General features: G+C 46.4%; 24 protein-coding genes. 15 read left to right on the forward strand and 9 right to left on the reverse strand.

Features of this window, described 5'->3' with window-relative positions; genetic code table 11:
• Positions 1 to 104: 104 nt before the first annotated feature.
• From QF049_RS01980 to rpsD, 4 genes are all read right to left on the reverse strand, one after another.
• Positions 105 to 269: a hypothetical protein gene (locus QF049_RS01980; RefSeq protein WP_307534456.1), complete on the reverse strand. Its 165-nt coding sequence runs from the start codon at positions 267 to 269 to the stop codon at positions 105 to 107.
• Positions 269 to 634 carry a methyl-accepting chemotaxis protein gene (locus tag QF049_RS01985; RefSeq protein WP_307534458.1) on the reverse strand — a complete coding sequence of 122 codons (366 nt, stop codon included), beginning with the start codon at positions 632 to 634 and terminating at the stop codon, positions 269 to 271. Before QF049_RS01985 ends, QF049_RS01980 begins: the two co-directional genes overlap by 1 nt.
• Positions 627 to 1,217, reverse strand: coding sequence for a cache domain-containing protein (locus QF049_RS01990; protein WP_307534460.1), 591 nt, complete (start codon positions 1,215 to 1,217; stop codon positions 627 to 629). The genes QF049_RS01985 and QF049_RS01990 overlap by 8 nt, the downstream gene beginning before the upstream one ends.
• Before the next feature lie 187 nt (positions 1,218 to 1,404).
• Positions 1,405 to 2,004, reverse strand: coding sequence for a 30S ribosomal protein S4 (gene rpsD / locus QF049_RS01995; RefSeq protein ID WP_062835377.1), 600 nt, complete (start codon positions 2,002 to 2,004; stop codon positions 1,405 to 1,407).
• A gap of 465 nt (positions 2,005 to 2,469) precedes the next feature.
• On the opposite strand from rpsD, the gene QF049_RS02000 reads away from it, so the two are divergent.
• The 5 genes from QF049_RS02000 to QF049_RS02020 all read left to right on the forward strand — a co-directional run bounded on the left by QF049_RS02000 (position 2,470) and on the right by QF049_RS02020 (position 7,541).
• Positions 2,470 to 4,461: a sensor domain-containing diguanylate cyclase gene (locus QF049_RS02000; protein ID WP_307534463.1), complete on the forward strand. Its 1,992-nt coding sequence runs from the start codon at positions 2,470 to 2,472 to the stop codon at positions 4,459 to 4,461.
• Positions 4,462 to 4,562: 101 nt separating this feature from the next.
• Positions 4,563 to 5,453 carry a hypothetical protein gene (locus QF049_RS02005; protein WP_307534465.1) on the forward strand — a complete coding sequence of 297 codons (891 nt, stop codon included), beginning with the start codon at positions 4,563 to 4,565 and terminating at the stop codon, positions 5,451 to 5,453.
• 111 nt (positions 5,454 to 5,564) lie between these two features.
• Positions 5,565 to 6,680 (forward strand): aminopeptidase, encoded by a 1,116-nt coding sequence (locus QF049_RS02010; RefSeq protein WP_076211404.1) that lies wholly within the window; start codon positions 5,565 to 5,567, stop codon positions 6,678 to 6,680.
• Between the two features lie 96 nt (positions 6,681 to 6,776).
• The gene (locus QF049_RS02015; protein WP_036614658.1) at positions 6,777 to 7,022 is read left to right on the forward strand and encodes an HPr family phosphocarrier protein; all 246 of its coding nucleotides are present in this window, start codon (positions 6,777 to 6,779) and stop codon (positions 7,020 to 7,022) included.
• A 225-nt stretch (positions 7,023 to 7,247) separates the two neighbouring features.
• On the forward strand, positions 7,248 to 7,541 hold the full coding sequence (locus tag QF049_RS02020) for an Fpa/YlaN family protein (protein WP_017687426.1): 294 nt from the start codon (positions 7,248 to 7,250) through the stop codon (positions 7,539 to 7,541).
• 178 nt (positions 7,542 to 7,719) lie between these two features.
• Here the strand turns inward: QF049_RS02020 and cax are convergent, their stop codons facing one another.
• Positions 7,720 to 8,790, reverse strand: coding sequence for a calcium/proton exchanger (gene cax / locus QF049_RS02025; protein ID WP_150364278.1), 1,071 nt, complete (start codon positions 8,788 to 8,790; stop codon positions 7,720 to 7,722).
• Positions 8,791 to 8,973: 183 nt separating this feature from the next.
• On the opposite strand from cax, the gene QF049_RS02030 reads away from it, so the two are divergent.
• Complete coding sequence (locus QF049_RS02030) at positions 8,974 to 9,336, forward strand: Asp23/Gls24 family envelope stress response protein (protein ID WP_017687428.1); 363 nt, start codon at positions 8,974 to 8,976, stop codon at positions 9,334 to 9,336.
• Between the two features lie 128 nt (positions 9,337 to 9,464).
• Here the strand turns inward: QF049_RS02030 and ftsW are convergent, their stop codons facing one another.
• Both ftsW and QF049_RS02040 read right to left on the reverse strand, forming a co-directional pair.
• Positions 9,465 to 10,754, reverse strand: coding sequence for a putative lipid II flippase FtsW (gene ftsW / locus QF049_RS02035; protein ID WP_307534472.1), 1,290 nt, complete (start codon positions 10,752 to 10,754; stop codon positions 9,465 to 9,467).
• Positions 10,755 to 10,767: 13 nt separating this feature from the next.
• Entirely contained in the window at positions 10,768 to 11,115 is a 348-nt protein-coding gene (locus QF049_RS02040) for a YugN family protein (RefSeq protein WP_062835371.1), read from the reverse strand.
• 210 nt (positions 11,116 to 11,325) lie between these two features.
• Here QF049_RS02040 and QF049_RS02045 point away from each other — a divergent pair, with 210 nt between their 5' ends.
• The 8 genes from QF049_RS02045 to QF049_RS02080 all read left to right on the forward strand — a co-directional run bounded on the left by QF049_RS02045 (position 11,326) and on the right by QF049_RS02080 (position 19,615).
• On the forward strand, positions 11,326 to 12,495 hold the full coding sequence (locus QF049_RS02045) for a M20 family metallopeptidase (RefSeq protein WP_307534476.1): 1,170 nt from the start codon (positions 11,326 to 11,328) through the stop codon (positions 12,493 to 12,495).
• 190 nt (positions 12,496 to 12,685) lie between these two features.
• The gene (locus QF049_RS02050; RefSeq protein ID WP_307534478.1) at positions 12,686 to 14,380 is read left to right on the forward strand and encodes a DNA repair helicase XPB; all 1,695 of its coding nucleotides are present in this window, start codon (positions 12,686 to 12,688) and stop codon (positions 14,378 to 14,380) included.
• Between the two features lie 36 nt (positions 14,381 to 14,416).
• The gene (locus tag QF049_RS02055; RefSeq protein ID WP_307534480.1) at positions 14,417 to 16,135 is read left to right on the forward strand and encodes a helicase-associated domain-containing protein; all 1,719 of its coding nucleotides are present in this window, start codon (positions 14,417 to 14,419) and stop codon (positions 16,133 to 16,135) included.
• A 152-nt stretch (positions 16,136 to 16,287) separates the two neighbouring features.
• Complete coding sequence (locus QF049_RS02060; RefSeq protein WP_036614642.1) at positions 16,288 to 16,725, forward strand: YlbF/YmcA family competence regulator; 438 nt, start codon at positions 16,288 to 16,290, stop codon at positions 16,723 to 16,725.
• A 30-nt stretch (positions 16,726 to 16,755) separates the two neighbouring features.
• The gene (locus QF049_RS02065) at positions 16,756 to 17,019 is read left to right on the forward strand and encodes a YlbG family protein (protein ID WP_095290540.1); all 264 of its coding nucleotides are present in this window, start codon (positions 16,756 to 16,758) and stop codon (positions 17,017 to 17,019) included.
• Positions 17,020 to 17,184: 165 nt separating this feature from the next.
• The gene (locus QF049_RS02070; RefSeq protein WP_017687436.1) at positions 17,185 to 17,622 is read left to right on the forward strand and encodes a hypothetical protein; all 438 of its coding nucleotides are present in this window, start codon (positions 17,185 to 17,187) and stop codon (positions 17,620 to 17,622) included.
• A gap of 132 nt (positions 17,623 to 17,754) precedes the next feature.
• Entirely contained in the window at positions 17,755 to 18,678 is a 924-nt protein-coding gene (locus tag QF049_RS02075; protein ID WP_076211396.1) for a selenium metabolism-associated LysR family transcriptional regulator, read from the forward strand.
• Between the two features lie 67 nt (positions 18,679 to 18,745).
• Positions 18,746 to 19,615 carry a PHP domain-containing protein gene (locus QF049_RS02080; RefSeq protein ID WP_307534484.1) on the forward strand — a complete coding sequence of 290 codons (870 nt, stop codon included), beginning with the start codon at positions 18,746 to 18,748 and terminating at the stop codon, positions 19,613 to 19,615.
• 142 nt (positions 19,616 to 19,757) lie between these two features.
• On the opposite strand, the gene QF049_RS02085 is transcribed toward QF049_RS02080, so the two are convergent.
• Positions 19,758 to 20,204 carry a GNAT family N-acetyltransferase gene (locus QF049_RS02085; RefSeq protein ID WP_307534486.1) on the reverse strand — a complete coding sequence of 149 codons (447 nt, stop codon included), beginning with the start codon at positions 20,202 to 20,204 and terminating at the stop codon, positions 19,758 to 19,760.
• A 387-nt stretch (positions 20,205 to 20,591) separates the two neighbouring features.
• Positions 20,592 to 22,364 (reverse strand): Rqc2 family fibronectin-binding protein, encoded by a 1,773-nt coding sequence (locus QF049_RS02090; protein ID WP_307534488.1) that lies wholly within the window; start codon positions 22,362 to 22,364, stop codon positions 20,592 to 20,594.
• Positions 22,365 to 22,721: 357 nt separating this feature from the next.
• Here QF049_RS02090 and QF049_RS02095 point away from each other — a divergent pair, with 357 nt between their 5' ends.
• On the forward strand, positions 22,722 to 25,580 hold the full coding sequence (locus tag QF049_RS02095; protein ID WP_307534490.1) for a cation-translocating P-type ATPase: 2,859 nt from the start codon (positions 22,722 to 22,724) through the stop codon (positions 25,578 to 25,580).
• Positions 25,581 to 25,690: the final 110 nt, after the last annotated feature.

Consider the following 25,690-nt stretch of genomic DNA (forward strand, 5'->3'; position numbering starts at 1 on the left):
ATTGAAGCACATTTCATGAGTTGTAAGCCAAAATAAGCAGGCCACCTCCATGCTGAGGTGCATAGGGTGACCTGAATGATTTGTCGTATTGGAGGTCTTCTACATTAGGTTTTGAAGCGTTGAATCAGTTCTAATAATTCCTGAGTAAGATTCGCTAGTGAGGCAGATGCCGCCGTAATCTCTTCCATGGATGCGAGTTGTTCTTCAGAGGCAGAGGCAACACGAGTTGCGTGATCTGCTGTCTCATGACCAATGGTTTTGAGTTGCACTAACGTGGCATCAACCTGCAGTGATCAGCCAGATTACGAATCTCGGAAGCAACAACACCAAAGCCGCGCCCGTGTTCACCTGCTCGTGATGCTTCAATGGAAGCATTAAGGGCAAGAAGATTGGTTTGACGGCTAACTTCCGTGATCATGCCTGTAATATGGCCAATCTCTTCAGAACGTTGACGGAAATTCTCCAGTGCGGTCATGGATGTCTGCACAGAAGAGGTGGCACTATCGACCATACGCATGGCGGACTGAATCTTATCGGTTCCGACAGTTGTTCGCTCAGCCACAGCTCGCGATGAATCCGATACATCGGAGGCGGCCTTTGCAATTCTTCCGATCCCTGCAGATATTTCATTCATGGAACGGGAGGACTCTTGCAGCTCCACCAACCGTATAGGTAACAGGCTCGGACCAATAGATGGATTTGGTTTTCTTTGGCTGCTGATAGTAAGTACTGGTTTCACCGCTTCCCTCATAAGTAGGCATAGGCTCAAAATGCATGGAGTTGCCATCACGTATAACGTATGGAACGAATCGCCCCGTAGCATCATCATATTCTTTTTTGTTGATGTGCTCCGTATCGTTTCCATCAAAGGCATTTGGTTCCCAGCCCGTGTAAAAGCCAAAAACTTTCTCGTCCTTTTTCAGATATTGTTCAAGGAGTCTGACGATTTCTTCACGGTTGAGTGATCCGTTCTGAGCGGCATCCAATAAGGTGGTACTCATGGTGTCCAACGTGTTTTTAACCTGATTAATGTCAGTCATAAACTCATTCGTAGCCCGGTTTGCTGCCTGTCCAGCAACGGTTTCGCCGTACTGGAGGCTTTTGTCGTAAATGGATTTGGTATTAAATGCAATCAGGGCTCCAATACAACAGAGTAATACGATACCGAGTAAAAGTCCAAGCTTAACAGCGAGCTTGCGATTGCGAAAAAAATGCATGTTTAATCCCCCTCGGTGTCATTCTTGTGATGTATATATGGATGTGTGCTTCTCCTGAAGGGAGTCTATATTTTATATCGTTATTTACGTTCCTATAATGAAGATAATTAAAAAAAAGCATAGAAAAACAGCTGCCGAGAAAATCTCGACAGCTGTTTGGATTGAAACTTTAATGTGATTGCAACGATTAACGGTTGTAGAACTCGACGATTTGTTTTTCATCGATGTCTTGGGACAATTCAGCACGCTCAGGCAAGCGGATGAATTTACCTTCTACAGCTGCTTCGTTGTATTCAACGTATGCTGGAAGATGCGAACGGCCTTCCAAAGCTTCTTTAACGGAAGAAAGAGCGCGGCTCTTCTCACGCAAGCCGATTACATCGCCAGTGCTTACTTGGTAAGAAGCGATATCGACTTTTTTGCCGTTTACAGTTACGTGACCGTGTGCTACCAACTGACGCGCTCCAGCGCGGGAGTTAGCAAACCCAAGGCGGTAAACGAGGTTGTCAAGGCGGCACTCAAGCAAGAACATGAAGTTCTCACCGGCAATACCTTGCATTTTTTGAGCTTTAGAGAACAGTGTGCGGAATTGCTTCTCGCCCAAACCGTACATGTGGCGCAATTTTTGTTTTTCTTGCAATTGCATACCGTAGTTGCTCATTTTTCTGCGTTGGTTAGCTCCGTGCTGACCTGGAGGGAAAGGGCGTTTCAATTCTTTGCCTGTTCCGCTAAGGGAAATGCCGAGGCGACGGCTCAATTTAAATTTAGGACCAGTGTAACGTGCCATGTTTAAAGTAGCTCCTTTTTAGTTAAAGTTCATATTAGGGCTCTGTTTGCGCTCCAATTTGTTGATGCGGGCTTGGCCTCGCATAGAACGATCAGGAAAGTTCAGCCGCTGTCCTGAAAGCAACAAAAAGAATGAGGGTGACACAACCGGTAATGCCCAAATTTAAAGACCCATTAGTAGTCTTCATCAACAATTTATTTTACAGTTTAAAAGAAACAAAGTCAAGCGTAGAATAAAAGCAAAAAAACGTCTAAATTTGTCGATAGGTCATTGGGCCTAAAATAATGGGACAATTTTCTGAAATATGGATGCAAAAAAGCTTTAAACAGAGTAAAATAGATTGTATCTTAACTTTAAATCATCTTTATGTAATAAGGTTATCGCAACGAATTTGCAGGTTTGCGATAACGTCTGCAGATTAATGCATCCTGGTGGATGCAAAAACGGTGCAAAGGAGCGCCTGACATGTTAGAACATCTAAGAAGTTTACCTGCCAGCTTGAATTCACGAAGTTCGGGCGATTCCGCATCTTTTGCCGCTCCTCATTCTCATGAAGAGCATGTGTTGTGGATGCAAAAAATGGATATCACACCTTTTGATTTTTCATATTTGGGCAGCTTGCTAGAGCAGGCATACAGTGACTGGAACTCCAGAGTGGGTTCAAGGCTGGCCAGAACATCAACCTTTTACAGCGTGTGGAACACCGAAGGCGATTGCATAGGATACGATAGCGATCATGAAGCTGATCCGGGCGTAAATGCACGCAGGCTGGTATTGGAATGTTTGGATAAGAGACAGGTCCTGTCCCTTAAAGGGACAAGCGAACGCGGAGAATATCTTATAATAACACATCCCTTATTCTCCAGAACAAACAAGGATATGTTTGCCGTATTCACTGCTGTGATCTATGAATCCAATGGATATGAAACGTCTGAAGCTGTGGTTCAATCTGAGGCATTGCATTATCGCACCTGCTTTTACCGAAGATTTGAATACATATTTATGACGGACCTGTTACATGCTCATGAACAAACAGCCCGTGAGGAACACCGGAGGTCCATCCTCTTTCAGATTGTTCAGCGAATGCATGACAAAATGGATGTCGAGGCTATATTGGATGAGGTATTTGACAGTATGGACTACTTGTACCCGGCGACTTATATCAAATTGTATATGTCTCAGGATCAGAGCAACTCTGACCCACGGATTAAACCGTTGCTTGTGCACGAGCGAGGAGAAGATATTTGTGTGCGTTCATTTATGGAGGGTAAGCTGATTGTTGCTCGCTCACATGATGCAGAGAACCGCATTGTAGATGTAGGGATTCCGCTGAAAGGCAAACAAGGCATATACGGTGTGTTCCATATCGAAATGAATGAAGAGATTATGGAAGAATCGGACTTGCAATTGATTACGATGATGGTAGACACTGCAGGAACGGCCTTTGAGAACGCCAAGTTGCATGAACAATCCAATATGTTAATTCAGGAACTTCGTTTAATTAATGATCTTACACAGCGGTTGAACAAGAGTCTGCATCTTTCGGAGATTTATCAACTATCCGAGCAAGAGTTAAAGGAAATATTCCAGGCTGAAACGTGTTGCATTCTTCAACTCAATGACAGTACAAATGACTTCGAAGTTATGTCATCTAACGTGAAAGATGTTTTTCACCAATCCTTTTCTGTAGACTACGGTATCGCAGGCTTGATCTATCGAACAGAGGAACCGCTTATTATAGTCAATTATGCGCAATATGATAAAGTGTCCTCCTTTTTCATGGAAGATACGGGATCCATGTCACTTATTGCATCACCGATCAGAGTTAATGGTGAAGTGAAGGGTGCCATTTTGTTGGGACATAGTAGAGAGCATTACTTTTCATATGATAACTATCGGCTCTTGCAGATGTTATCCATTCATATCGGGCTTGCCCTGTCAAATGCCACGCTGCATGCCGAGGTTCGGCGCTTGGCTAATCTGGATATGTTGACAGGTCTGTATGTGAGGCATTATCTGGATAGTGTGATTCACGAGCGACAGGCTCATGAATTCTGTGGCTCCCTCATAGTAGTGGATATTGATCAGTTCAAACAGGTGAATGACACATTCGGACACCAGACGGGGGATCAAGTATTGAAGCAAGTGAGTGAGATCGTCACCAGCTCTGTTCGCTCGGAGGATGTATGTGCCAGATGGGGTGGAGAAGAACTGGCGATCTATATGCCACAGGTGAGTGTAAGGCAGGCGTTAGATTATGCGGAAGTGATTCGAAAGAGAGTCGCAGAAGAGACCAGACCGCCCGTTACGGTATCCAGTGGCATCGCAGAGTGGAATTGGATGGATGAAAAGGTCAGTGTAGAGTCCTTGTTTTATCGGGCTGATATGGCTTTGTACAGCGCCAAGAATGGTGGTCGGAACAGAATCGTTGTAGAGGAACAGGATGTAACACGTTAAGAGAGAACAATTCCAATTGCGGAGTCGTTCTCTTTTTTTTGTGCATTGCAGATCAAGTTGTGTATAGAAGGAAGTATAAGCGTATACGGGCGGGGCAATCTATGGAGAAAGTTCACGGAAGGGTGAAGATAGACATGTTTAACCGCCATTCGTTACGTACATTATGGTTATTTGTGAGCATCGTGATTATTGGTGTTCCGGGTTGTGGATTAATCCAGCGAGATCAAACGCCTGAAGAGGTTTTTTCCTTGGCTTTATCGGGGATAGCGGGAAAAGAAACGTTGAGTTTTGAAGGAGAGGCAGGACTTCGACGGGAGAACAGTGGGCTGTTCGAGAATCAGTTCAAGTTTGAAGGCAAGCTGGAGAATCATGATCGTCTGACCCTTCAGACCCGATTACCTGGAGAAGTAACTGCTGTGGGCACAGGCATTCAAACAACTGCCGTAAAAAATAATGGACAGCCCAGTGGGTTTAGCGCCTCTTTCGAGCGGAAACAAGGGCAATGGATGGCATTGTCAGCGCAGCATGAGCCGCTACGTGGGTCTCTTTCTCGTTTTAACCCAATTGCCCAATTGGAGAAGATCGATGGGATGCACAAAACCATTCAATCGGAGTATGGCGCTGGTCGTCGAACCAGAACATTACGGATTGAACTTGCACCGGAAGACGCCAAATCATGGGCTGTAACCCAGCTAAACGACGAGATGAACGCCATTCGGGCAGAATATATGCATAAGGCAGCTTCGGTGAAAGGGGCGCGTAAGGAGAAGCTTGAGAAGGATCTGGAGAAAGTTTGGAAACAGGGTGAAACAACGATGCAACAGATGATGAAACAAGCGAGCGTGCAGACGGTATATCATCTCACGGTAGATCGGAAGAGCAGTCTGCCTCTTCGTTTATCCTCTGAAAGTCAGATGAGTTACACGGACAACAACCGTAAAAGTAACAAAGAAGCCCTTGTCACCGATGTAAACTTCAAGTCATATCAATAAACGAAGTGAGGGACTGCCTGCTGACGGGATGACTGTTCGCGTGCTACAATAGTATCGTAATTTACCGTTGTTCAATTTAAGTATGGCAGATGACAGGAGGATTTTACCAAGATGAAGGACCCAAGAATTCAAAAGCTTGCAGCAAACCTGGTGGGCTATTCAGTAGATGTACAGCCTGGTGAAAATGTATTGGTTGAGATGATTGGATCGGAACGTGATCTGATTAACGCCATTATTGAAGAAGTAGGCAAAAAAGGTGGTAACGTCTTTGTACAGTTGACCGATAAAACCGTACAGCGTGCGATGCTGAAAAATGCCACAGAAGAAATGATGAAAACGTGGGCAGAGATTGATCTGAACCGGATGAAACAGATGGATTGTTATATCGGTATTCGTGCGGGAGAAAATGTGAATGATCTGTCCGATGTGCCGGAAGAAAAAATGAAAATGTACAATTCATTGTACTCCCACCCGGTACATAGTGAACAACGTGTCAAACATACGAAATGGGTTGTACTTCGTTACCCTAACGCAAGTATGGCGCAACTCGCTAATACAAGTACAGAAGCGTTCGAAGATTTCTACTTCGACGTATGTAACCTGGATTACGCCAAAATGGACAAAGCGCAGGACTCGCTCGCTAACCTGATGAAGCGGACGGACAAAGTTCGTATCACCGGACCAGGAACAGAGCTGAGCTTCTCCATTAAAGATATCGGTGCAGAGAAATGTTCTGGCCAAAAAAATATTCCGGATGGCGAAGTGTACAGTGCCCCTGTGCGTAATTCCGTGAACGGAACGATTAGTTATAACACGCCAACGCTGTATAACGGAGTGACATTTGAAAATATCAAGTTCACGTTCGAGAATGGAAAAATCATTGAAGCGACAAGCAACGATACAGAGCGTTTGAATGAAATCCTGAATTCGGATGAGGGTGCTCGTCATATCGGTGAATTCGCGATTGGATTTAATCCGCATATTCTGCATCCGATGAAAGATATCCTGTTCGATGAAAAAATCGCAGGCAGCTTGCACTTTACACCGGGTCAGGCATACGAAGAAACGGACAATGGCAACCGCTCGTCCATCCACTGGGATCTGGTGTTGATCCAGCGTCCGGATTATGGCGGCGGGGAGATTTATTTTGATGATGTGCTGATTCGTAAAGACGGTATTTTTGTTATTCCTGAGCTGGAATGCCTGAATCCGGACCGTTTGAAATAGGAACAGGATTTTGCTGTTGCTAGGAAAGCGGATTCACGGTATCATGTAGTGGTAATTAATAGATGATACCAATAGTAAAAAGACGGAGGGATTCCTATGTCGAGTAATAACGCGGCTGTAGTGGAAATTGCTCAAACAGCAGGCAAGTTTACTTCTTCAATCGTGCTTCATTCGGAGAACAAGTATATCGATGTGAAAAGTATTCTCGGATTGTTTACAACGCTGATCAGCACGCACAGCTATGAACTGCATGTTCATGGTCCAGATGCAGTTGAAGCAAAAGCAGCCATGTCAGAAGTATTTGCCAAGCATGGACTGAATGTAAGCATCGCATCTGAGTAATAGCTCTCAAGAAGCACCTCTGCCTTTTTAGGCAGGGGTGTTTTTTGGCATGGAATGATCTGAATACTCGTCTGGACGTGACTTGAACAGGTGGATTATGCTTCAACAGAAGGCTTAACTTTGCGGGCTTATTTTGGTCAGGTTCTTGTATTAGCTCTTCATTTCGTCTAATATTAGAGGTAGAACGTCTTTACGCGATTTTTGGGACATAGGGGGGAAAAATGCATGACTTCATCTGATCTGCAGGACCAGCTGAATTTGAAAGCGATCAGTCTTCTTCAAGAAGATGCAGATAAAATACAGAAGCTTATTGAAGTACAGATGGAGAATCTGGCTACCCGCTACTGCCCTCTCTATGAGGAAGTATTGGATACACAGATGTATGGGTTCTCCAAGGAAGTTGACTTTGCTGTTCGTGCAGGGCTCCTTCCAGAAGGTGCAGGTAAGCAGCTGGTTAGCGCGCTTGAGCGGAATTTGGCAATTCTATATGAAGCCTTGAACAAGAAGAATGAGCAATAGCCTGCAGATGCGCGGGTCAGAATAGAAGGCATGCAGGCGTTTATGCATGCTTTTTTTGTGCGTCTGAACGGGATTGGGATGCAAGCCAGCCGGGAGGCGTATACAAGCAAAGAGACAGCACCGAATGTGAATTCGGGCTGCCTCTTGTGGCTTGTTTATATGCTACCTGAGGGAAGGGTTATACCAGGAAGAAGGATACACCGAGTATGATATATACCACGAGCAAGAGTAAACCTTCGTACCAATTCGTTGAACCATCTTGGGTAATGGACTTCGCAATAAATACGGATACGCCGATGGCGACCAGTTCAATCGTTGTAAATACGATATCCATGGTTCTGCCTGTGAAGTAGCTGACAAAAATCAGTACAGGAGCGACGAAGAGCGCGATCTGCAAGCTGCTGCCAACCGCAATCTCGACGGCTGCTCCGATTTTATTTTTCATGGCAAGCATGATGGCTGCACTGTGTTCGGCCGCATTACCGATGATGGCCACAAGGAATGCACCGACAAACAGTTCGCTAAGTCCAAATTCCGAAGTGAAGACTTCGAGCGTGCCCACCAGCCATTCACTGACAAAGGCAACCATGACTGTTGCGAGCACCAGGTAGAGAATAGATTTTTTCTTGGACCACGCCGGAGCATGCTCATGAGGTAGCTCTTCATCGCTATCCTCAGTGACGTCTGCAAGGTAGTTCTTATGTGTCACCATGGAGAATAGCAACCACGCAATATACGCGAGGATGAGCAATCCGGCCACGATGAGACTAAGTGTATTGGTGTCTTTCTGTGTAATGGAATGTGTATTGAGAAAGACTGCCGGAATAAACAGGGCAATGATGGCAACAATCATCAGGGAACCATTCAGACCTGCGAGTGAAACATTATAATTCTGAATTTTGAACTTGAGTCCTCCGGCAAAAATACTTAACCCGAGCACTAACAACAGATTTCCGATGATGGAGCCTGTCAGACTTGCTTTGACCATGTCGAACAGCCCCTCTTTAACGAGGAAAATGGCGATGATCAATTCGGCGGCATTGCCGAAGGTCGCATTCAAGAATCCACCCAGCCGCTGTCCTGCATAGTGGGCCACATTTTCGGTGGCTTTGCCTAAAAAACCGGCCACAAAAATAACCGAAATGGCTGATATCACGAACTGTAGAATCGAATCCCATTTCATGAAGTGGGCGATGGCACTGAGTGCAAAGAAAGCAATCAGCAAAATGGATGAAATCCGGTTTCTCACAACAAACACCTCGGTTATAAATTATTTTGTTTTGAATAACACTGTAAATCGCTTATGAGATTATTTTCATATTTCAATATAACCAAATGGTGGTAGGTTGTAAACGCATCTTTTTGAGTTTAATTTGCTTTTTGGGGTGGAAAGGATTTAAAATACGAGTAACGAAGTGAAGGAGGATGTGGCATGGCAGAACAACTTCAACTGGAGAGCGGAAACATCCGGATTGCCGATGACGTGGTTGCAAAAATTGCCGGAATGGCTGCAATGGAAACGCCCGGAATTGCCGCAATGTCTGGAGGATTGTCAGAGGGCTGGGCGAAGCGACTCAGCGGTAAAAACGTACAGAAAGGCGTGAGCGTTGAGGTCGGCCAGCTGGAAGCAGCCATTGACCTGCGCATCATCGTCCTGTACGAAACCCCGATTCATGAAGTTTCCCGTATGCTCCAGCAGAATGTAAGAGAAGCGGTAGAGACCATGACCGGATTACGCGTGGTTGAAGTCAATGTAAAGGTAGAAGGCGTATCTTTCAAAGGCGACGATCTGTAGAAATCGCAATCCGCAATGGAGAACAGAGCCATATTGACCTGTTCTTCATCTTGATAGACAGAATTGTACCGAGTACACAGAAAAAGGCTGCGCATCCATTAGGTGCACAGCCTTTTTTGTGTTGTTTTTTATCGAATCCGACGGATGGACTCCCGTGAACGAAGAGCAGGAGAGGTCCGAGTCTGTGTCTGTACAGTCACGGACTTGGTTTTCTCTTCCTTGATCACGTCCAGATTATTGGTGCGCGAGATACTGAGCAGAATGCCCATGGCAACCATCATCACAAAGAGTGAGGTACCTCCATAACTGATAAACGGAAGTGTGACACCCGTTACCGGAATGGTCTGAGTTACACCACCGATGTTGATAAATGCCTGAATCGCGATTAGTCCCATGATACCTATGCCGACCAATGTTCCGAATGGATCGGGACAGCGGAGAGAGACAATAATTCCTCGCCAGATAAAGTACAGGTAAACGAGCAGGAATAATGCACTTCCGATGAATCCGAGTTCTTCCCCAATTACGGAGAAAATAAAGTCATTATACGCATTTGGCAAATAGTGCAGCTTCATCGTACCTTGTCCAATTCCCGAACCTGTCATGCCGCCATCACCAATGGCAACAAGAGAACGGTAGAGGTTAAGACTTCCGCCATTAATATCGGATAATGGATCAAGAAAAGCCTGAATACGTCCGATCTTGTAGTTCTGCTCCGCAGTGACTGCTGTTGTAGCAGTCGTTGTGTCGGAAGGAGACATGGAAGAAAACAGAGAATTCGCTCCGAACGCCAGTGCCCCACCGAGTACAACCAAGAGAATCGAACCCAGGATATGTTTCATACTGGCTCCACCGGCATAGATCAAGAGACCACAGGTGGACACCAGAATGAAGGTGGTGCCGAAGTCTGGTTGCAGCATAATCAGCCCTGCGATGAATCCAACGATGAACAAGACGGGAAAATACCCTGTCTTGAAAACCCTGAATTTCTCACCTTTTTTGGTAATAAGAGCAGAGAGATAGAGAATGATAGCAATTTTAGCGAATTCCGCAGGCTGAAGACTGAAACCAAAAATGTGAATCCAGCTTCGTGCACCGTTCAATACCGCGCCTGTGACCAACACAATTACCAGCATTACCGTAGTAAGCAGGAAAAAGGGTGCATAAAGCTTTTTGTACTTGTTGAAGCGGATATTCATGGCAAAAAACATGCCAAATAGACCGATAATCGCCCACATAAGTTGTTTTTTCGTGAAGTAAAGGGCATCATTGTTAAATTTTTCGCTTGCGATTGCAATGCTGGAACTGGAGCTGAATACCATCACCAGTCCAAAGCCCACCAACAATAAAGTGAGGATTAGCAGTTGAAAATCCGGCGTGCCTCTCTTCGTTTTCGTTTGGGCCGTTTGTTGTTTCATCGTTTGGCCCAGCCTATGCTTCCAGCAGTTCTTTAAGCTGCTGTAATTTTTCGGCTGCCAGCTTCACGACTGGTTGCGGAACGGAAGAGTCATAATCCAGGCCGTGAGGGAAAGTGGCTTTGCCAAGGTATACTGCTTCAACAGCAAGAACGGTATCCGGTTTTTCCAATTTGCCTTCCACAGCGCGGGTATTGATGCGTACAAAGTATTCTGATTTGGTTTGTTCATCTTCAATTTTGTAGTCATATGTAGCACGGTAATATTCCCATTGCCACCGGACAAATCCGACTTTCTCGGCGCTCTCATCCAGGTATGCCAAGTCGCTCTTCAAGCCATCCAAGCCTGTATTCTCAAAAATCATAAGCGTTTGATCCTCCTCATAAGCTTCCGAGTATAATTTCTCGAGTATTTCTCTAGTTCATGATAGTATGTTTCCCCTTCCCGTGCAAGCTTTCCGAAGGCGTTTCGTATCGGTTTTCTTCCAATTCTGCTACAATATACAGCAATAGGTTTGAAGAGGAAGGTTCGGGCTTGATATAAGTCCCGTTTAAGATTGAAAGGGTGGAGAGAAATGACTAATAATATATGGTGGGAAGATCTGCAGATCCACATGGTGGAATGGCGGCGTCACCTTCATCGCAATCCTGAGGTTTCCTTTCATGAGGAGAAGACATCCTCTTTTGTAGCGGATATGTTGGAGAGTTTTGGCGTTGAAGTGAGGCGTCATGTTGGTGGTCACGGGGTCATCGGTACCATTCGTGGGGACAAGCCGGGTCCTGTCGTCATGCTGCGAGCTGATATGGACGCACTTCCAATTCAGGATGAAAAGAATGTCGAGTATGCATCACAACAAGCAGGAGCGATGCATGCATGCGGCCACGATGGTCATATCTCCATCTTGCTCGGTACGGCATTGTATTTCAGCCGTCACAAGCAGGAGATCCAAGGAGAGATTCGGTTTTTGTTCCAGCCAGCAGAAGAACTGCTTCCGGGCGGCGCAGTTCAGGTCATTGCGGATGGTGCGCTTGAAGGTGTCGATGTCATATATGGCATTCATCTGTGGACCCCGCTACCTGTAGGTGTTGTTGCCAGTAAAGCAGGACCGATGATGGCGGCGGCGGACGATTTTTACATTGAGATCAAAGGCAAAGGTGGACATGGCGGGATGCCACAATCCACGATAGATAGTCTTATCGCGGGTTCTGCGCTTGTGATGCAGCTTCAGACCGTTGTCAGTCGTTCGGTGGATCCATTGCAACCCGCGGTGCTGACCATTGGTACAATGCAGGCGGGCTCGGCTCAGAATGTAATTGCAGAGCAATGCAAAATGAGCGGTACGGTAAGAACGTTTGATGAAGAGACCCGAAACGGGATGAAAGAGCGTGTGCTTACCATGGTAGCCCAGACAGGGGCAGCTTATGGGGCAGAGACGCAAGTGAAATATATTATGGGATATCCGCCTGTGGTTAATGATGAACAGGAGACAGCACGTTTCTTCAGAGAAGCTACAGAATTATTTGGGGCAGAACAAGTGCAAGTTTCCCCAATGCTGATGCCAGCGGAAGATTTTGCTTATTATCTGCAGAAGGTTCCAGGGTGCTTTATGTTTGTTGGAGCAGGTAACCCGGATAAAAATGCGATCTATCCGCATCACCATCCGATGTTTGATTTTGATGAAGACGCGATGCAGACGGCCGTGAGATTATTTATTGCCATGGCTAAGGGTTACACAGCCGAATGACTTTAGATGCAGTTGGGCATCCTGTTCATACCAAGGTATGGGCAGGATGTTTTTTTTGTGGATTTTTAGAGGTTGTTCAAAAAGTCCATTTTTCGGTACTGAAAAATGGACTTTTTGAACTCGAAATTATAGAGGTTCATTTTCGGAAGCTGCCGGAACTGGACTTTTTTTGTGAGGAGGAAGGCTCCACATGGAAGGAACAGAACATATGTTAAGGACAGATGCTTGTATTGTTCAGCGAGATTTTACAGTTTTGCTGGAAGTTGGTCACCCCGGATTCGAAAGAGCAAGAGAGCAACTTGGGATGTATTCAGAACTGGTTAAGACACCGGCAGCGTTTCATACCTACCGAATCACTCCGTTATCGCTCTGGAATGCTGCTGCGCTGGGATGGAATGCAGAACAAGTCATCGCAAGTCTGGAGCTGGTATCCCGCTGGAACGTGCCTGCTGCACTCATACAGGATGTTCGGAGAATCATGGATCAGTATGGCAAATTAAAGCTGCATTCCGAAGCAGATCACACCAGAATGCGCCTTTACAGTGAGGATGAGCGGTTGCTGGATGAATTAAGTGGATTGAAAACGATAGCTGCCTTTCGTATGGAACGCAAGGACGCTCATGAACTTTTGCTCCCAGGAGAACAGCGAGGGTTATTAAAAAGGGAATTAACACGATTGGGTTACCCCGTACTTGATTACGTGGGGTATCGGGAGGGAACCAAGCTTTCATTCCAATGGCGAACCAATGATACAGGGGACCACTCTGAGCGATTTGCGCTGCGTTCTTACCAGAGAGAGGCTGTGGATGCATTCGAAGGAAGTGAGGGCATGGGAGGAAGTGGTTTACTCGTACTTCCTTGCGGGGCAGGCAAAACGGTCATTGGCATGGCCGTGCTGGAGCGGCTTCAATGTGAATGCCTTATTTTGACGTCCAATACAACGTCTGTGCGACAGTGGATTCAAGAAATTCAGGACAAAACCACAATTACCAGCGAACAGATTGGTGAGTATTCAGGTCAGAAAAAACAGGTGAAACCTGTGACTGTAGCTACATATCAGATTCTTACACACCGGAAATCAAAGGATGCTGATTTTACCCACATCAAACTGCTCAGTGAGCGGCAATGGGGGCTGATCATATATGATGAAGTACATTTGCTCCCAGCACCAGTGTTTCGTGCAACTGCGGATATTCAAGCTACCCGAAGACTGGGATTAACGGCTACATTGGTTCGAGAGGATGGCTGTGAACAGGATGTGTTTTCGTTGATTGGTCCGAAGCTCTATGATATGCCATGGAAACAATTGGAGCAGCAAGGGTGGATTGCGGATGTACAATGTCAGGAGATACGCATCCCGTTCTCCCCGGAACTAAGATCAAATTATCTGCAAGCTGAGGTTAAGCATCAATTTCGATTGGCTGCCGAGAATCCGGCGAAGGTACGTGTAGTCAAGCGTTTGCTGGAACGTCATCGGGATTTGCCTGCACTTGTGATTGGTCAATATCTGGATCAACTTGAGTTGATTGCCCGGGAAATTGAAGCACCTCTAATCTCGGGAACCATGTCACAGCAAGAGCGAATCAAATGGTTTGCCGCTTTTCGACGTGGAGAGATTAAAACGATTGTGGTATCCAAGGTTGCCAATTTTGCTGTGGATCTGCCCGATGCTGCTGTTGCGCTTGAAATATCCGGGAGTTTCGGTTCAAGGCAGGAAGAAGCACAGCGGTTGGGACGAATTCTGAGACCGAAAGCAGGAGAAAACAAAGCCTATTTCTATGCGCTGGTATCAGAGGATAGTAAGGAACAGGAGTTTGCATTAAACCGTCAGATGTTCTTGGTGGAGCAGGGATATGAATATGCCATCGTTCATGAGAACGAATAGTCCATTTATACTCGCGAAAAGAGGAGGGATTGGGATATGTCTTCATTTGAACCAATAGATGAGCCTGTGGTACTGAACCTTGATTCTTGGTCAAAGCTTGCTTTGGTGGAACAAAAAGTACTTGGTGCAATTTTTCACAAACATGCGGGTCAGCCTTTTTCCTCCCTCCTGCCTCGAGAACAGTGGGCCATCGAAGGACTAAGTGTCGCAGAAGCCAAATCTTCATTTGCCAACCTTCGGCAGCAAAAATGGATCGAATCTGTGCATAAGAGTTGGGGGGAGCGATTATTCTATATTCCTGCTTCGCTGATGGAGACATTGACGATTGCTTACGCACAAAGAGTGGGTATAACCGTTAAACAGATGGCACAGCATGCTCATGTATTACAGGAAGGAAAGCCGGATATTGCTGCGGAGCTGCTTCATCTGATCGCGTGGATCAAAAGAGAAGGACTTCCTTTGACAGGTAAGGGCACTATACATAAAAAAAGTGTTCAAAAATTAAGTGTGATCACGGTATTATCTTCGACAGACTTTGATGGTCTGAGCATCCGATATGAGCATTCGGATTTGTATCCGACCCACGTAGCTATCCTTCTCGATCTACTGCTCAGTCTGAATCTGGTTCAGAAGTCAGATGATCGAATTCAGATTGTAGATCATCGATTACAAAAATGGTTGAAGCTCTCGTGGAGACAGATGCATCGGGAAATATATCAAGCGTGTATGGAAAGATACGGAGAAGCTGAACCCGCGTTGCAGCATTTCTGTTATCAATTAGCAGTGCTTGCTCCCGAAAAGAACATTTGGTGCCATATAGAGAATTCGGAATTGAAACCACGAGTCAGGGGCTGGCTCTACGCACTAGCTGGCTGGGGGTATGGTGAAGTAGGAGAAGATCAGTCGGGAGATCTGGCATTCCGCTGGCTGATCGAACCGCAGAGCCTGTTATATCGAGAACAAGAGATGGTAAGTGAAGCGGAGCCGTGTGGATTTTACATGCAGCCTGATTTCGAAATGTTGGTGCCGCCGGAAGCAGGGCCTGACGTGATCTGGATGCTGGAGCAATGCGCAGAACGGGTGACGCGTGATCGAATGTCGATCTACCGCATGACAAGAGAACGATTCATTTCGGTCATAGCCAGAGGGTATGAATTACCTGAAGTGATAGAGTTTCTGGATCAATATGCTCTGACAGGTATACCGGAGAATGTACGTGTTGCGTTAGAAGATTGGGCAAAGGAGACGGATGCTGCACCGTTAACTTTAGATCAGCACATGGAGGTAATGGATGTAAGTACAGGCTCCGCAGATGATTCGAAGTTATTAGAAAAAGATGTGTTGAGCGGTGTATATTCTTCTTTCTACACACCGGATAATCAAGGTCTGGTTGATGTCCCTGCTTCTCTGCATGGGTTGGAGCGTGATCATTCTGTCATTGAGAAGAAGTTCTCTCTGTTGGGGTTTGAGGAGATACCGGAGACCTGGTACAAGGAGTGGCGTCGATATCATAGTTCAACCGCCCGACAGATTGCTGCCAAAGCCATTGAATGGCAGACCAAGCTGGGGATACAACAGGAAAATCGTACGCAATACCTCATTCCACATCAGGTAGAGGGTCATGAACAATGGACTTTAAGCGGTTGGTGCATGCTGGATTCAAGTGAAAATACATCAGAGACGGAATGGCGTACATTCTCCCCGTCAGAGTGGGATACAATGCGTCTTATCCTGCCAGATGATGTCATAACCTGACTATATCACGTGAATATCAGGTTGAAAGGCGAATTTTCGAGTTCCCCCTATTTCTAATTGCAGGAAAAACTCTTCTTAACTATTCATGGATATGCTATGATGAGGTAGTCTACGTTAAGTAGAACTTTATATATAGATAGGATGAATATTTCATGAGCGTAGCGGAAATGAACACGGTCGATATGGCCCAAGTGTTAACGGGCGCATATGAACTGGGCGACATGATTAACCAATCTGCCGAAGTATCGGATTATTTATATTGGAAGCAGCAAGTCGAGACTACCCCTGAGATTCAGATGGGGATTCGGAAGCTGAATGCCAAGAAGGAATTGTTTGAAGAAACACAGCGTTTCGGTCATTTTCACCCGGATTATCATGCAGCAAAAGACCAGGTGAAGGCTCTGGAACAGGAGTTGGAAAATTTCGAGGCGGTAATCCGCTTCAAACAGGCAGAGAAGTCCCTGGATGATATGTTATTCCAGATGTCAGAGACCATTGCATTCGCAGTGTCAACAACCATTAAAGTACCGAGCAATGACCCGAATCCGAAGGGCGGCTGCGGTAGTGGCGGCAAGTGTGGTTGCAGTTAAGTAATCATTATAGAAGGGCGGGGAACGATGATGTTTGCGGAAAGGACAGGATTCATTATTTGGGTCAGTGATTTGAAGGCTGCCCGTAATCTCGAAAAATATGGCACCGTGCATTATATCTCCCGCCGTATGCATTATGTGGTCATGTATGTTAATGCAGAACGGGCAGAAGATACGATGAAAAATGTGAAGCGACTTTCCTATGTGCGCAAGATCGAACGCTCGTATCGTAATGAGATCAAAACCGAGTATGCCAGCAAAACGATGGACAAAACGAGCTTTTACGGAATATAGACGAGAAACTGGAGGGACCCTTTGGGGTCGCTCTTTTCTTGAATTATACACAAATTGGCTATTGTGAAAAAAAGTTAAACTTACGCCTTGAGGTTGCGGGACTAATGTTGTAATATATTTGGTAATAAATAGATAGAAAGTCCTATCTGGTGGAGAGTGATTCCCATGCGTGATAAGGTGATGCAACGTTGGAGCACCTACGAGCCTTTTTTCGTGGCTCTTGGAGACAAGAAAGTGGCCGACATCGTCATTACCCATCATGCCAAGATGCGGTATGCAGACCGTATTGAGCCTGCACGTAGTGATGATGACCATATTGCGGCGTGGTTATGGGAGTGTCTGAAGCAGGACCGTATAACACCATACTACCGTAATGAACAGGACGTCTACCTGATTGATGAGGATCTGGTGGTGGTCGCCGAATTTTCCGAACTTGAAGGAGAATATGATATTGCGGGCAACCCGCTGCACAAAATGATTGTAGTTACGTTTCTAGGACGTATGTCGGAGACCATTGAGTTGAGGGACCTGAAATCATATTATTCATGGTTAAGACATTCAAGAAGAATGACGTTGGTCAAAAATAGCCGCAAGCATAAGTAAGCCTGAGTAGATTCAATATGTTGAAATCATAGATTCAAGTATTATCGCATGCAGACAAGCTGCATGCTTTTTTTGTTGCCAAGCGGGAAATCGGCTACAATGTAGAGAGTGTAATCGAAGAGGGGCGAAGATATGAATTTTCACCAATTGCATATTTTTTATACGGTAGCAGAGAAGGGGAGTTTCTCGGCTGCTGCACAAGCATTACATATGACTCAACCGGCAGTAACGATGCAGATTCAATCATTGGAGGACTATTTTGGCACCAAGTTACTGCATCGTTCCACCAAAAAAATAGAATTATCCGAGGCTGGCCGGACTTTATTACCTCATGCGAAACGGAGTGTAGAGCTGGTCAGACAGACGGACGAAGCGATGTCGGCGTTTACCCAGATGTTACAAGGCCGACTCCAGCTGGGAGCCAGTTTAACGATCGGGGAATATGTGCTTCCGCGCATGCTCGGACCATTTGCACTTCAATATCCGGATATTTCCATCGTCATGAAAGTGATGAATACAACGCAAATTATGGATGATATATTGAAGCACCAGCTTAATTTTGGTCTGATTGAAGCGCCAGTGCACCACCCGGACATGATTGTAGAGCCTGTCATGCAGGACGAGCTGAAACTGATTGTACCTGCCGGGCATGATTTGGCTAAGCGTAGCAAAGTTAATATTGAGGATGTAATGAATTATCCTTTTGTGCTGCGTGAGAAGGGCTCGGGTACTCGTCAGGTGATGGAAGACCAATTGCAAAAGAAAAAGATTGATCCACAGGATATGAATGTTGTAATGGAACTTGGCAGTACAGGAGCGGTAAAATCGGCCGTGGAGGCAGGGGTAGGCATTACGATGTTATCTCCTTCTTCGGTGCAGCATGAACTGGCTCTGGGACTTGTTCATATTGTGGATATCCGCGGACTCGAATTCAAAAGGCAGTTCTATGCCATCCATCTAAAATCGTCTTTGTTGCCCCTGTCAGCAGTCGCTTTCCTGAATTATCTGCGTCAGCAGGAGCAGCCTGAGTCGGTACATAAGACGGGGAAGGCATAATAGTTGGCAACATCAATGATAGATAAGATTGAATCATAATCAATTTTACACAAAGGAGCTGTTGTTCATGAATCAGCGCCAAGGACGCTGTGATCTTCATACGCATAGTCAGGCATCCGATGGAATGCAGCCACCTGCTGATAATGTGAAGCTTGCCAAACAAAAAGGGCTATCTGCGGTTGCCCTAACGGACCATGATACAGTAGCTGGTGTAGCGGAAGCACAACAAGCGGGAAAAGAGTACGATATTGATGTTGTTGCCGGAGTGGAGATCAGCACTCGGGCTGGTGGGAAAGATATTCATGTGCTCGGGTATTATGTGAATACAGAGGATGAGCAGTTCCTGCAACGGTTGCGCGGATTACGAGAAGCGCGAGATGAGCGGAATCATCTGATTATCGCCAAGCTCCAAGAACTCGGGCTTGATATAAGCTGGCAGGAGGTACTGGATGAGCTGGGACGACCGTTAGAGCCGGATGAGAGTATTGGCAGACCTCATATGGCTGATGTGCTGGTGAAGAAGGGATACGCTGTTGACATGCGGGATGCATTCGATCGGTATCTTGCTGAAGGCAAGCCAGGCTTTGTCTCTGTACCCCGCGTTGCACCAGAGGATGCGTGCGAGTGGATCAGAGCCGCAGGTGGAGCCGCTGTGATTGCCCATCCGGGTCTCTATAATGATGATGAATTGGTGCGACGTATCATCGAAGACTCTCGTCCAGATGGCATTGAGGTGTTTCATTCGGACCATGGCCCGGATGAGGAACGCAGGTATGGTGAGCTGGCCAAGGAATACGAACTCATTGAAACAGGTGGATCTGATTATCATGGCAAACGGCAAGGTGTTGTTTTCCACGGGGATCTTGGTAGCAAGACGGTGACGGTTGATGTGTTGGAAAGGCTGAAGGCAGCTGCTTCACAGCAAAAGGGAGAGTAAGCGAGACGTTGCAACGCTCTCTCTGGCTATGAGGGAGTTTTTGCTTATTGAGTACATTTTAGGATCAAAGGAGTATAGGACATGGAAACATGGTAGGCTCGACCTTCATGTATTCATGTCCCTTTTTTGTGTTAAAAATAGTCTATGTAATGGAATAGTTTACCCAAGCGCCACGTGTAGCCCCGAGACGTTCGAATAATTGCTGTGCTCGCTCATTGGTCACTGCTGTGATCCAAGACATATATGCGCATCCATGGTCACGCGTATATTGCTGACAGTGTGCAAATAATTTGACTTCTGCTTCGCCCTCTCTGAATGTTTCCGTAACAAACAGGTCATTCATGATGGCAACACGCTCTGCTTTCATCGTGCTGTAAGTAAAGAACAGGGTGGAAAATCCGATAAGCTTTCCGTCCTGTTCTGCCACGAATTGAGCACCGATCTGCTGATTAAGCAGGTTGTTGATCAAAAGCTGGATGGATTGATCACCAGGCCAGGGGTTGTTGTAGAATCCCACCACATAGTCATGCATTAATGCCATCAGGGGTTTCAGATCATCAGGTTGAGTTTCTCTGATATGTAGGGTCATGGTACACTTCCTTAAAAGTAATTTTTATTTCTTAGAATTGAATTATTATAGATATAAATGAATTAACATTCAATAAGAATGCTAAATAAGCTGAGCTTCACATATCATTCAAACAAGAAATGCAACCACAAAAATCCCCTGAACCGTTAATGGTCAGGGGATTTTGTTTCTGTCTTTGTTACTGTTACATCTATATAAGTGGAACTAATCATTTACACGATAACGGAGAGGACAGAAAAAACCTGAAAAAGCGAAGCGTTCGCCTTTATCCCCGGATTTTCCCCTTTGGAAAAAGGGAATCGAAAAATCTGGGGATAACAGCGATTGGAAGGTTGTTCTGTCATCGCAGTGTCAGTGTAAATAATCTTTAGTTCAACTTATATAGCCTTATCCATTTTTAATCGTGGATGGCAGACTCTTGATCAATTCATCATTTGGCGTGACAAACAAGGTCTTCTGATGATCATAGATCACAAAACCTGGCTTCGCACCACTTGGTTTGCGCACATGACGGATAAACGTGTAATCCACAGGCACACTGCTGGACTCCTTGGCTTGGCTGAAATAGGCAGCAAGCTGTGCTGCTTCTTCCAATGTAGCTTCACCAAAGTCCGTACTGCGAATAACGACATGTGAACCTGGAATGTCTTTGGTATGCAACCAGGTGTCGTTGGAAGAAGCGAGACGGTTGGTCACGTACTCATTCTGCAGGTTGTTTTTGCCCACAAGAATATCAATCCCCTCGGAGGAGGTGAACTGGTGTACGGTTGGACGGTCACTTTTCTTCTTCTTTTTACCTTTTTTATTGCGGTCACGAAGGTATCCTTGTTGCACAAGCTCGTCCCGTATTTCCTCAATATCGTTCATGGATGCAATGGACAGCTGCTGTAACAGGTTATCGAGATAGTCAATCTCGTCTTTGGTTTTGCCAAGCTGCTCATGAATCACAGCTAGACTGTTCTTGTATTTGTTATAACGCTTGAAATAACGTTGTGCGTTGTCAGACGGTGTGAGCAGTGGATCAAGCTGGATGGTAATGTTGGCTTGGTCTTCATCGTAGAAGTTCACAAGTTCCACGCTCTTGTCCCCTTTGTGGACCTGATGCAGGGAGGCAAACAGCAACTCACCCCATAGTCTGAACTTGTCTGCATCGTCCGCTTCCAGCAGATCCTTGTTCAGGTTGTCCAGCTTTTTGATGTTTTTGCTTCGCTCATTCTGCAGAAAACGGAGCAGATCACTTACTCTCTGTTTTACCGTGTCCCGTTCAGCCTTGTCTCCGTAATAATCTTCCATGCACTTACTCATCGTGTCATAGGTTTTCTCCAAGTCCTGAATGCTCTGAAGATGAACGGCCGAGAAAATCATTTTGCCTTTGGCGTTTGTTCCGGTTACAGGCGTGTAGATATGATCTCTGACAGGCCCCATCACGGCTTCAAAAGCGTTCCAGAGTGCACCAGCCTCAACTCGGCTTTCACCCTCAACCACAGCCTGAGTGCTCAATGTGCCTTCAGAAGCAATCCCGCGGTCAGCAATCTCTCCCGCAATTAACGGGCTAAGACCGCTAAAGGAGTTCACAAGCCAGCGTGATGCCTCTTCCTCAGCGGAATGATAGCTGTCCTCGAATGCTGTACGACTCACTTCGAGCGGATTACTTTTATGTTGCTCGGGTGGGGCAGTATATGAGAATCCAGGCATAATTACCCGGTAGCTGCTGATGGAAGGAGTCACATGATGAATGCCATCCAGAATCGTTCCAGTAACGGGATCAAGCAAAATAATGTTACTGTGACGCCCCATCAATTCAATGATGATCCGTTTAACCGAAACATCCCCCAATTCGTCACGCTGGCGCACATTAATGTGGATGATACGTTCCATGCCAATCTGACGGATCTCCTCGATGATTGCACCTTCACAGTGCTTGCGGAGCAGCATGCAGAACATGGGTGCTTCCGTAGGGTTAAGGAATGTCTTTTCCGTAAAATGCACACGGGGATAGGTTGGGCTTGCCGAAACAAGCAATTTACTATTACCGCGCTGAGCACGCAGGGTGAGAACTACGTCATGACCATTCGGCTGATGGATTTTGCTGATACGTCCACCAATGCAGCCTTGCAGTTCATGAACAATGGCCCGTGTTACGATGCCGTCCAATGCCATTTTTTCCACTTCCTCTCTCTATCGAGCATCTGCATTTATCATGCCAAATGCTTCATCTATATAACTGAAACCGTGCAACCAGGTATATAAAAAAACAAGGACTGGCTGCAGATTCTTCGTTGCTTGCCTGTTGAACGCTGGAATCGGTACTGCGCAGAACATCGCAGACTTTTATTTTAGCCTATTCTGTCCATCAGGGAAAGGATTCACCTTCCGGGTGCTAATCACAGACCTGTCCGAATACATATAGAGCAGGTAGTTTGTCCGGCATAGTGTACAGCCTGTCGACCAGCACGCCGGTGAAGCATGTGAGCTTATTTAGCAGATGAAATACAGACTGGGAGGGAAACTTGAAGCATGGAACATACCAAGTGGCATCAACTTAGTGATGAAGAGCTTCGTAACACTCTTGGCGTCAGCCCGCAGGAAGGATTGACGGATGAAGCTGTAGCAGAGAAGAGGAAAGTGGTCGGTTCGAATGAGCTGAGCGAGGGAAAACGCATTTCTCCAATTACATTGCTCTTGAATCAGTTCAAGGATTTTATGGTGCTGGTGTTGATGGGAGCAACGTTGGTATCCGGATTGCTGGGTGAGTATCTGGATGCGGTAACGATTGTGGCTATTATCGTACTGAATGCGATTCTGGGGTTTGTACAGGAATTCCGGGCTGAACGATCACTTCGTGCATTAAAACAGTTGTCTGCACCTCTTGCCAAAGTGCTTCGTTCAGGCCAGGAAGTACACCTTGCCGCCAAACAACTTGTACCCGGAGATATTGTCATGGTGGAGAGTGGGGACCGCATACCCGCTGATGTGCGCTGGTTGCAAACAAACAGTCTGGATGTCGAGGAGTCGGCCCTTACCGGGGAATCGGTTCCTGTAAGCAAACATTGCCTTCCGATTGCCGATGAGGATGTTCCGCTGGGTGATCAGAAGAATATTGGTTTTATGGGTACCATGGTCACTCGTGGTACAGCCAAAGGTGTGGTTATCCGTACGGGGATGGAGACGGAGATGGGCAAAATCGCCGATCTGATCCAGAATACGGAGGAGCAAGAAACACCGCTACAGCACAGGCTGGAACAACTGGGCAAAATTCTGATTTTTGTAGCGTTGGGACTAACTGTCATGGTTGTCGTTGCAGGGATATTGCACGGACAACCAGCCGTTGGCATGTTTCTGGCAGGGGTCAGCCTCGCGGTGGCTGCCATACCGGAGGGTCTGCCGGCTATTGTAACCATTGCACTTGCACTAGGCGTGCAGCGTATGATCAAACGTAAAGCCATTGTACGCAAACTGCCTTCCGTCGAAACTCTGGGCTGTGCATCCGTAATCTGTTCGGATAAGACAGGCACGCTCACTCAGAACAAGATGACGGTAACGGATGTGTGGCTGGAGGGACGTAACATCAAGGTTACCGGGGATGGTTATGCACCTGAAGGACAGATGCTGGAGAACGGTCGAACGGTAGAACTGAAGAGTGACCAGTCGCTACGCAGAATGCTCCAGATCAGCGCGCTTTGCAACAATGCCAGTATTGTCGAGAGTGTTGCAAGCGAGGTGGGGAGCAAGAAAAAGGGCAAGGATACCAAAAAGGACGGCAAGAAAAACACAAAAAAAGGTGATCTCCAAGAAGAAACCGTTCAACGAGACAATGTATTCTGGGAGCTGAAAGGTGATCCGACGGAAGGGGCACTGGTCACACTGGCCTCCAAAATGGGGCTTACTCCTGCCGGACTCAAAGAGTTGTATGCCCGCCAGCAGGAATTCCCGTTTGATTCGGAGCGAAAACGCATGTCGGTTCTGGTTCATCATCAGGGGGGCCGAATGATCTACACCAAAGGTGCACCGGATGTGTTAATCGGACACTGTAGTTATATTTTGTGGGAAGGTAAGGTCGTGCCTTTCACTGGAACACTGCGACAGAAAGTGATGGCAGCTAACGAGAGCATGGCTGGAGCAGCACTGCGTGTCCTCGGAATGGCCTATCGTGAAGTGAGGCCGGAAGAAAAAGTGGCTGACGAACAAGCCGCCGAGAGTCAGCTTGTCTTCGTAGGGCTTGCAGGTATGATTGATCCGCCGCGTCGTGAAGTGCGAGATGCGATTGCCACATGCCGCAAGGCGGGGATACGAACTGTCATGATCACAGGTGACCATGGAACAACGGCAGAAGCCATTGCTCATCAACTCGGGATTCTTCCACGTGGAGGTGCCTCCTTAAGTGGTCAGCAGCTGGCAGGCATGACAGACGAGCAACTGGATAAACAGGTAGAGGGCATATACGTGTTCTCCAGGGTATCTCCTGAACATAAGCTTCGCATCGTGAAATCATTGCAGCGCAAAGGGCATGTCGTCGCCATGACGGGTGATGGAGTCAATGATGCTCCAGCCATTAAAGCAGCAGACATCGGGATCGCGATGGGCATTACGGGTACAGATGTCACGAAGGAAGCTTCGGCGCTGATTCTGAGTGATGATAACTTCTCAACGATCGTGGCTGCCATTGAAGAAGGCCGTAATATTTATGAGAACATTCGAAAGTTTATCCGTTATTTGCTGGCATCAAACGTGGGTGAGATTTTGACAATGTTCTTTGCAATGATGATGGGCTTGCCGCTACCACTCGTACCTATTCAGATTCTGTGGGTTAACCTCGTAACAGATGGTTTGCCTGCAATGGCGCTCGGGGTAGATCAGCCTGAGAAAGATTTGATGGAACACAAACCCCGTGGAGCCAAGGAAAACATTTTTGCCCGCAGATTGGGTTGGAAAATCGTCAGCCGGGGTGTATTGATTGGATTATGTACACTCGGAGCGTTCTGGCTTACCCTTCAGGCTGCACCGGATAATCCGGGTCAACTGATCAAGGCACAGTCTGTGGCTTTTGCTACACTCGTTTTGGCGCAGCTTATTCATGTCTTTGATTGCCGTAGTTCGCGGTCCATCTTCCACCGGAATCCTTTACAGAACAAATATCTGGTTCTTGCCGTGATTTCATCGGTTGTACTGATGCTGGTTGTGATGTACGTTGAACCGTTGCAGCCGATCTTTAAAACCGTACCTCTGGGATTGCGTGAATGGGCGATCTGTATCGTTGCTGCAGGCATTCCCACGTTCCTTATGGGCGCAGGCAGCGTGTGGGGTGGTCGTCGTAACCGCCGCCGTATGGGTGGTTCTGGCCGCTTCGTACCGAAAAGTACAAAGTTTTCGGCATAAAATCAATACCTTTTCCTCACCTATTTCGTTATGCTATCCTCAAAATGATTCGAAGCGGAAGCTTTGGCATTTTGCAGGATAGCTTTTTTGTGTAAATGTTGAATATGAAT

Origin of the sequence: Paenibacillus sp. W4I10 (assembly GCF_030816325.1) — a bacterium.
In the GTDB taxonomy this organism is placed as follows: domain Bacteria; phylum Bacillota; class Bacilli; order Paenibacillales; family Paenibacillaceae; genus Paenibacillus; species Paenibacillus amylolyticus_B.

Bases quoted from the DNA above. Each gene is read 5' to 3' on its own strand.
- QF049_RS02040 (WP_062835371.1), bottom strand. From the start codon at position 11,115: ATGATTTTTGAGAATACAGGCTTGGATGGCTTGAAGAGCGACTTGGCA.
- QF049_RS02060 (WP_036614642.1), top strand. From the start codon at position 16,288: ATGAGCGTAGCGGAAATGAACACGGTCGATATGGCCCAAGTGTTAACG.
- QF049_RS02005 (WP_307534465.1), top strand. From the start codon at position 4,563: ATGGAGAAAGTTCACGGAAGGGTGAAGATAGACATGTTTAACCGCCAT.
- QF049_RS02030 (WP_017687428.1), top strand. From the start codon at position 8,974: ATGGCAGAACAACTTCAACTGGAGAGCGGAAACATCCGGATTGCCGAT.
- QF049_RS02015 (WP_036614658.1), top strand. From the start codon at position 6,777: ATGTCGAGTAATAACGCGGCTGTAGTGGAAATTGCTCAAACAGCAGGC.
- rpsD (WP_062835377.1), bottom strand. From the start codon at position 2,004: ATGGCACGTTACACTGGTCCTAAATTTAAATTGAGCCGTCGCCTCGGC.
- QF049_RS02075 (WP_076211396.1), top strand. From the start codon at position 17,755: ATGAATTTTCACCAATTGCATATTTTTTATACGGTAGCAGAGAAGGGG.
- QF049_RS02020 (WP_017687426.1), top strand. From the start codon at position 7,248: ATGACTTCATCTGATCTGCAGGACCAGCTGAATTTGAAAGCGATCAGT.
- QF049_RS01985 (WP_307534458.1), bottom strand. From the start codon at position 634: ATGAATGAAATATCTGCAGGGATCGGAAGAATTGCAAAGGCCGCCTCC.
- QF049_RS02055 (WP_307534480.1), top strand. From the start codon at position 14,417: ATGTCTTCATTTGAACCAATAGATGAGCCTGTGGTACTGAACCTTGAT.
- ftsW (WP_307534472.1), bottom strand. From the start codon at position 10,754: ATGAAACAACAAACGGCCCAAACGAAAACGAAGAGAGGCACGCCGGAT.
- QF049_RS02050 (WP_307534478.1), top strand. From the start codon at position 12,686: ATGGAAGGAACAGAACATATGTTAAGGACAGATGCTTGTATTGTTCAG.
- QF049_RS02070 (WP_017687436.1), top strand. From the start codon at position 17,185: ATGCGTGATAAGGTGATGCAACGTTGGAGCACCTACGAGCCTTTTTTC.
- QF049_RS02000 (WP_307534463.1), top strand. From the start codon at position 2,470: ATGTTAGAACATCTAAGAAGTTTACCTGCCAGCTTGAATTCACGAAGT.
- QF049_RS01990 (WP_307534460.1), bottom strand. From the start codon at position 1,217: ATGCATTTTTTTCGCAATCGCAAGCTCGCTGTTAAGCTTGGACTTTTA.
- QF049_RS02095 (WP_307534490.1), top strand. From the start codon at position 22,722: ATGGAACATACCAAGTGGCATCAACTTAGTGATGAAGAGCTTCGTAAC.
- QF049_RS02090 (WP_307534488.1), bottom strand. From the start codon at position 22,364: ATGGCATTGGACGGCATCGTAACACGGGCCATTGTTCATGAACTGCAA.
- QF049_RS02045 (WP_307534476.1), top strand. From the start codon at position 11,326: ATGACTAATAATATATGGTGGGAAGATCTGCAGATCCACATGGTGGAA.
- QF049_RS02085 (WP_307534486.1), bottom strand. From the start codon at position 20,204: ATGACCCTACATATCAGAGAAACTCAACCTGATGATCTGAAACCCCTG.
- QF049_RS02080 (WP_307534484.1), top strand. From the start codon at position 18,746: ATGAATCAGCGCCAAGGACGCTGTGATCTTCATACGCATAGTCAGGCA.
- QF049_RS02065 (WP_095290540.1), top strand. From the start codon at position 16,756: ATGTTTGCGGAAAGGACAGGATTCATTATTTGGGTCAGTGATTTGAAG.
- QF049_RS02010 (WP_076211404.1), top strand. From the start codon at position 5,565: ATGAAGGACCCAAGAATTCAAAAGCTTGCAGCAAACCTGGTGGGCTAT.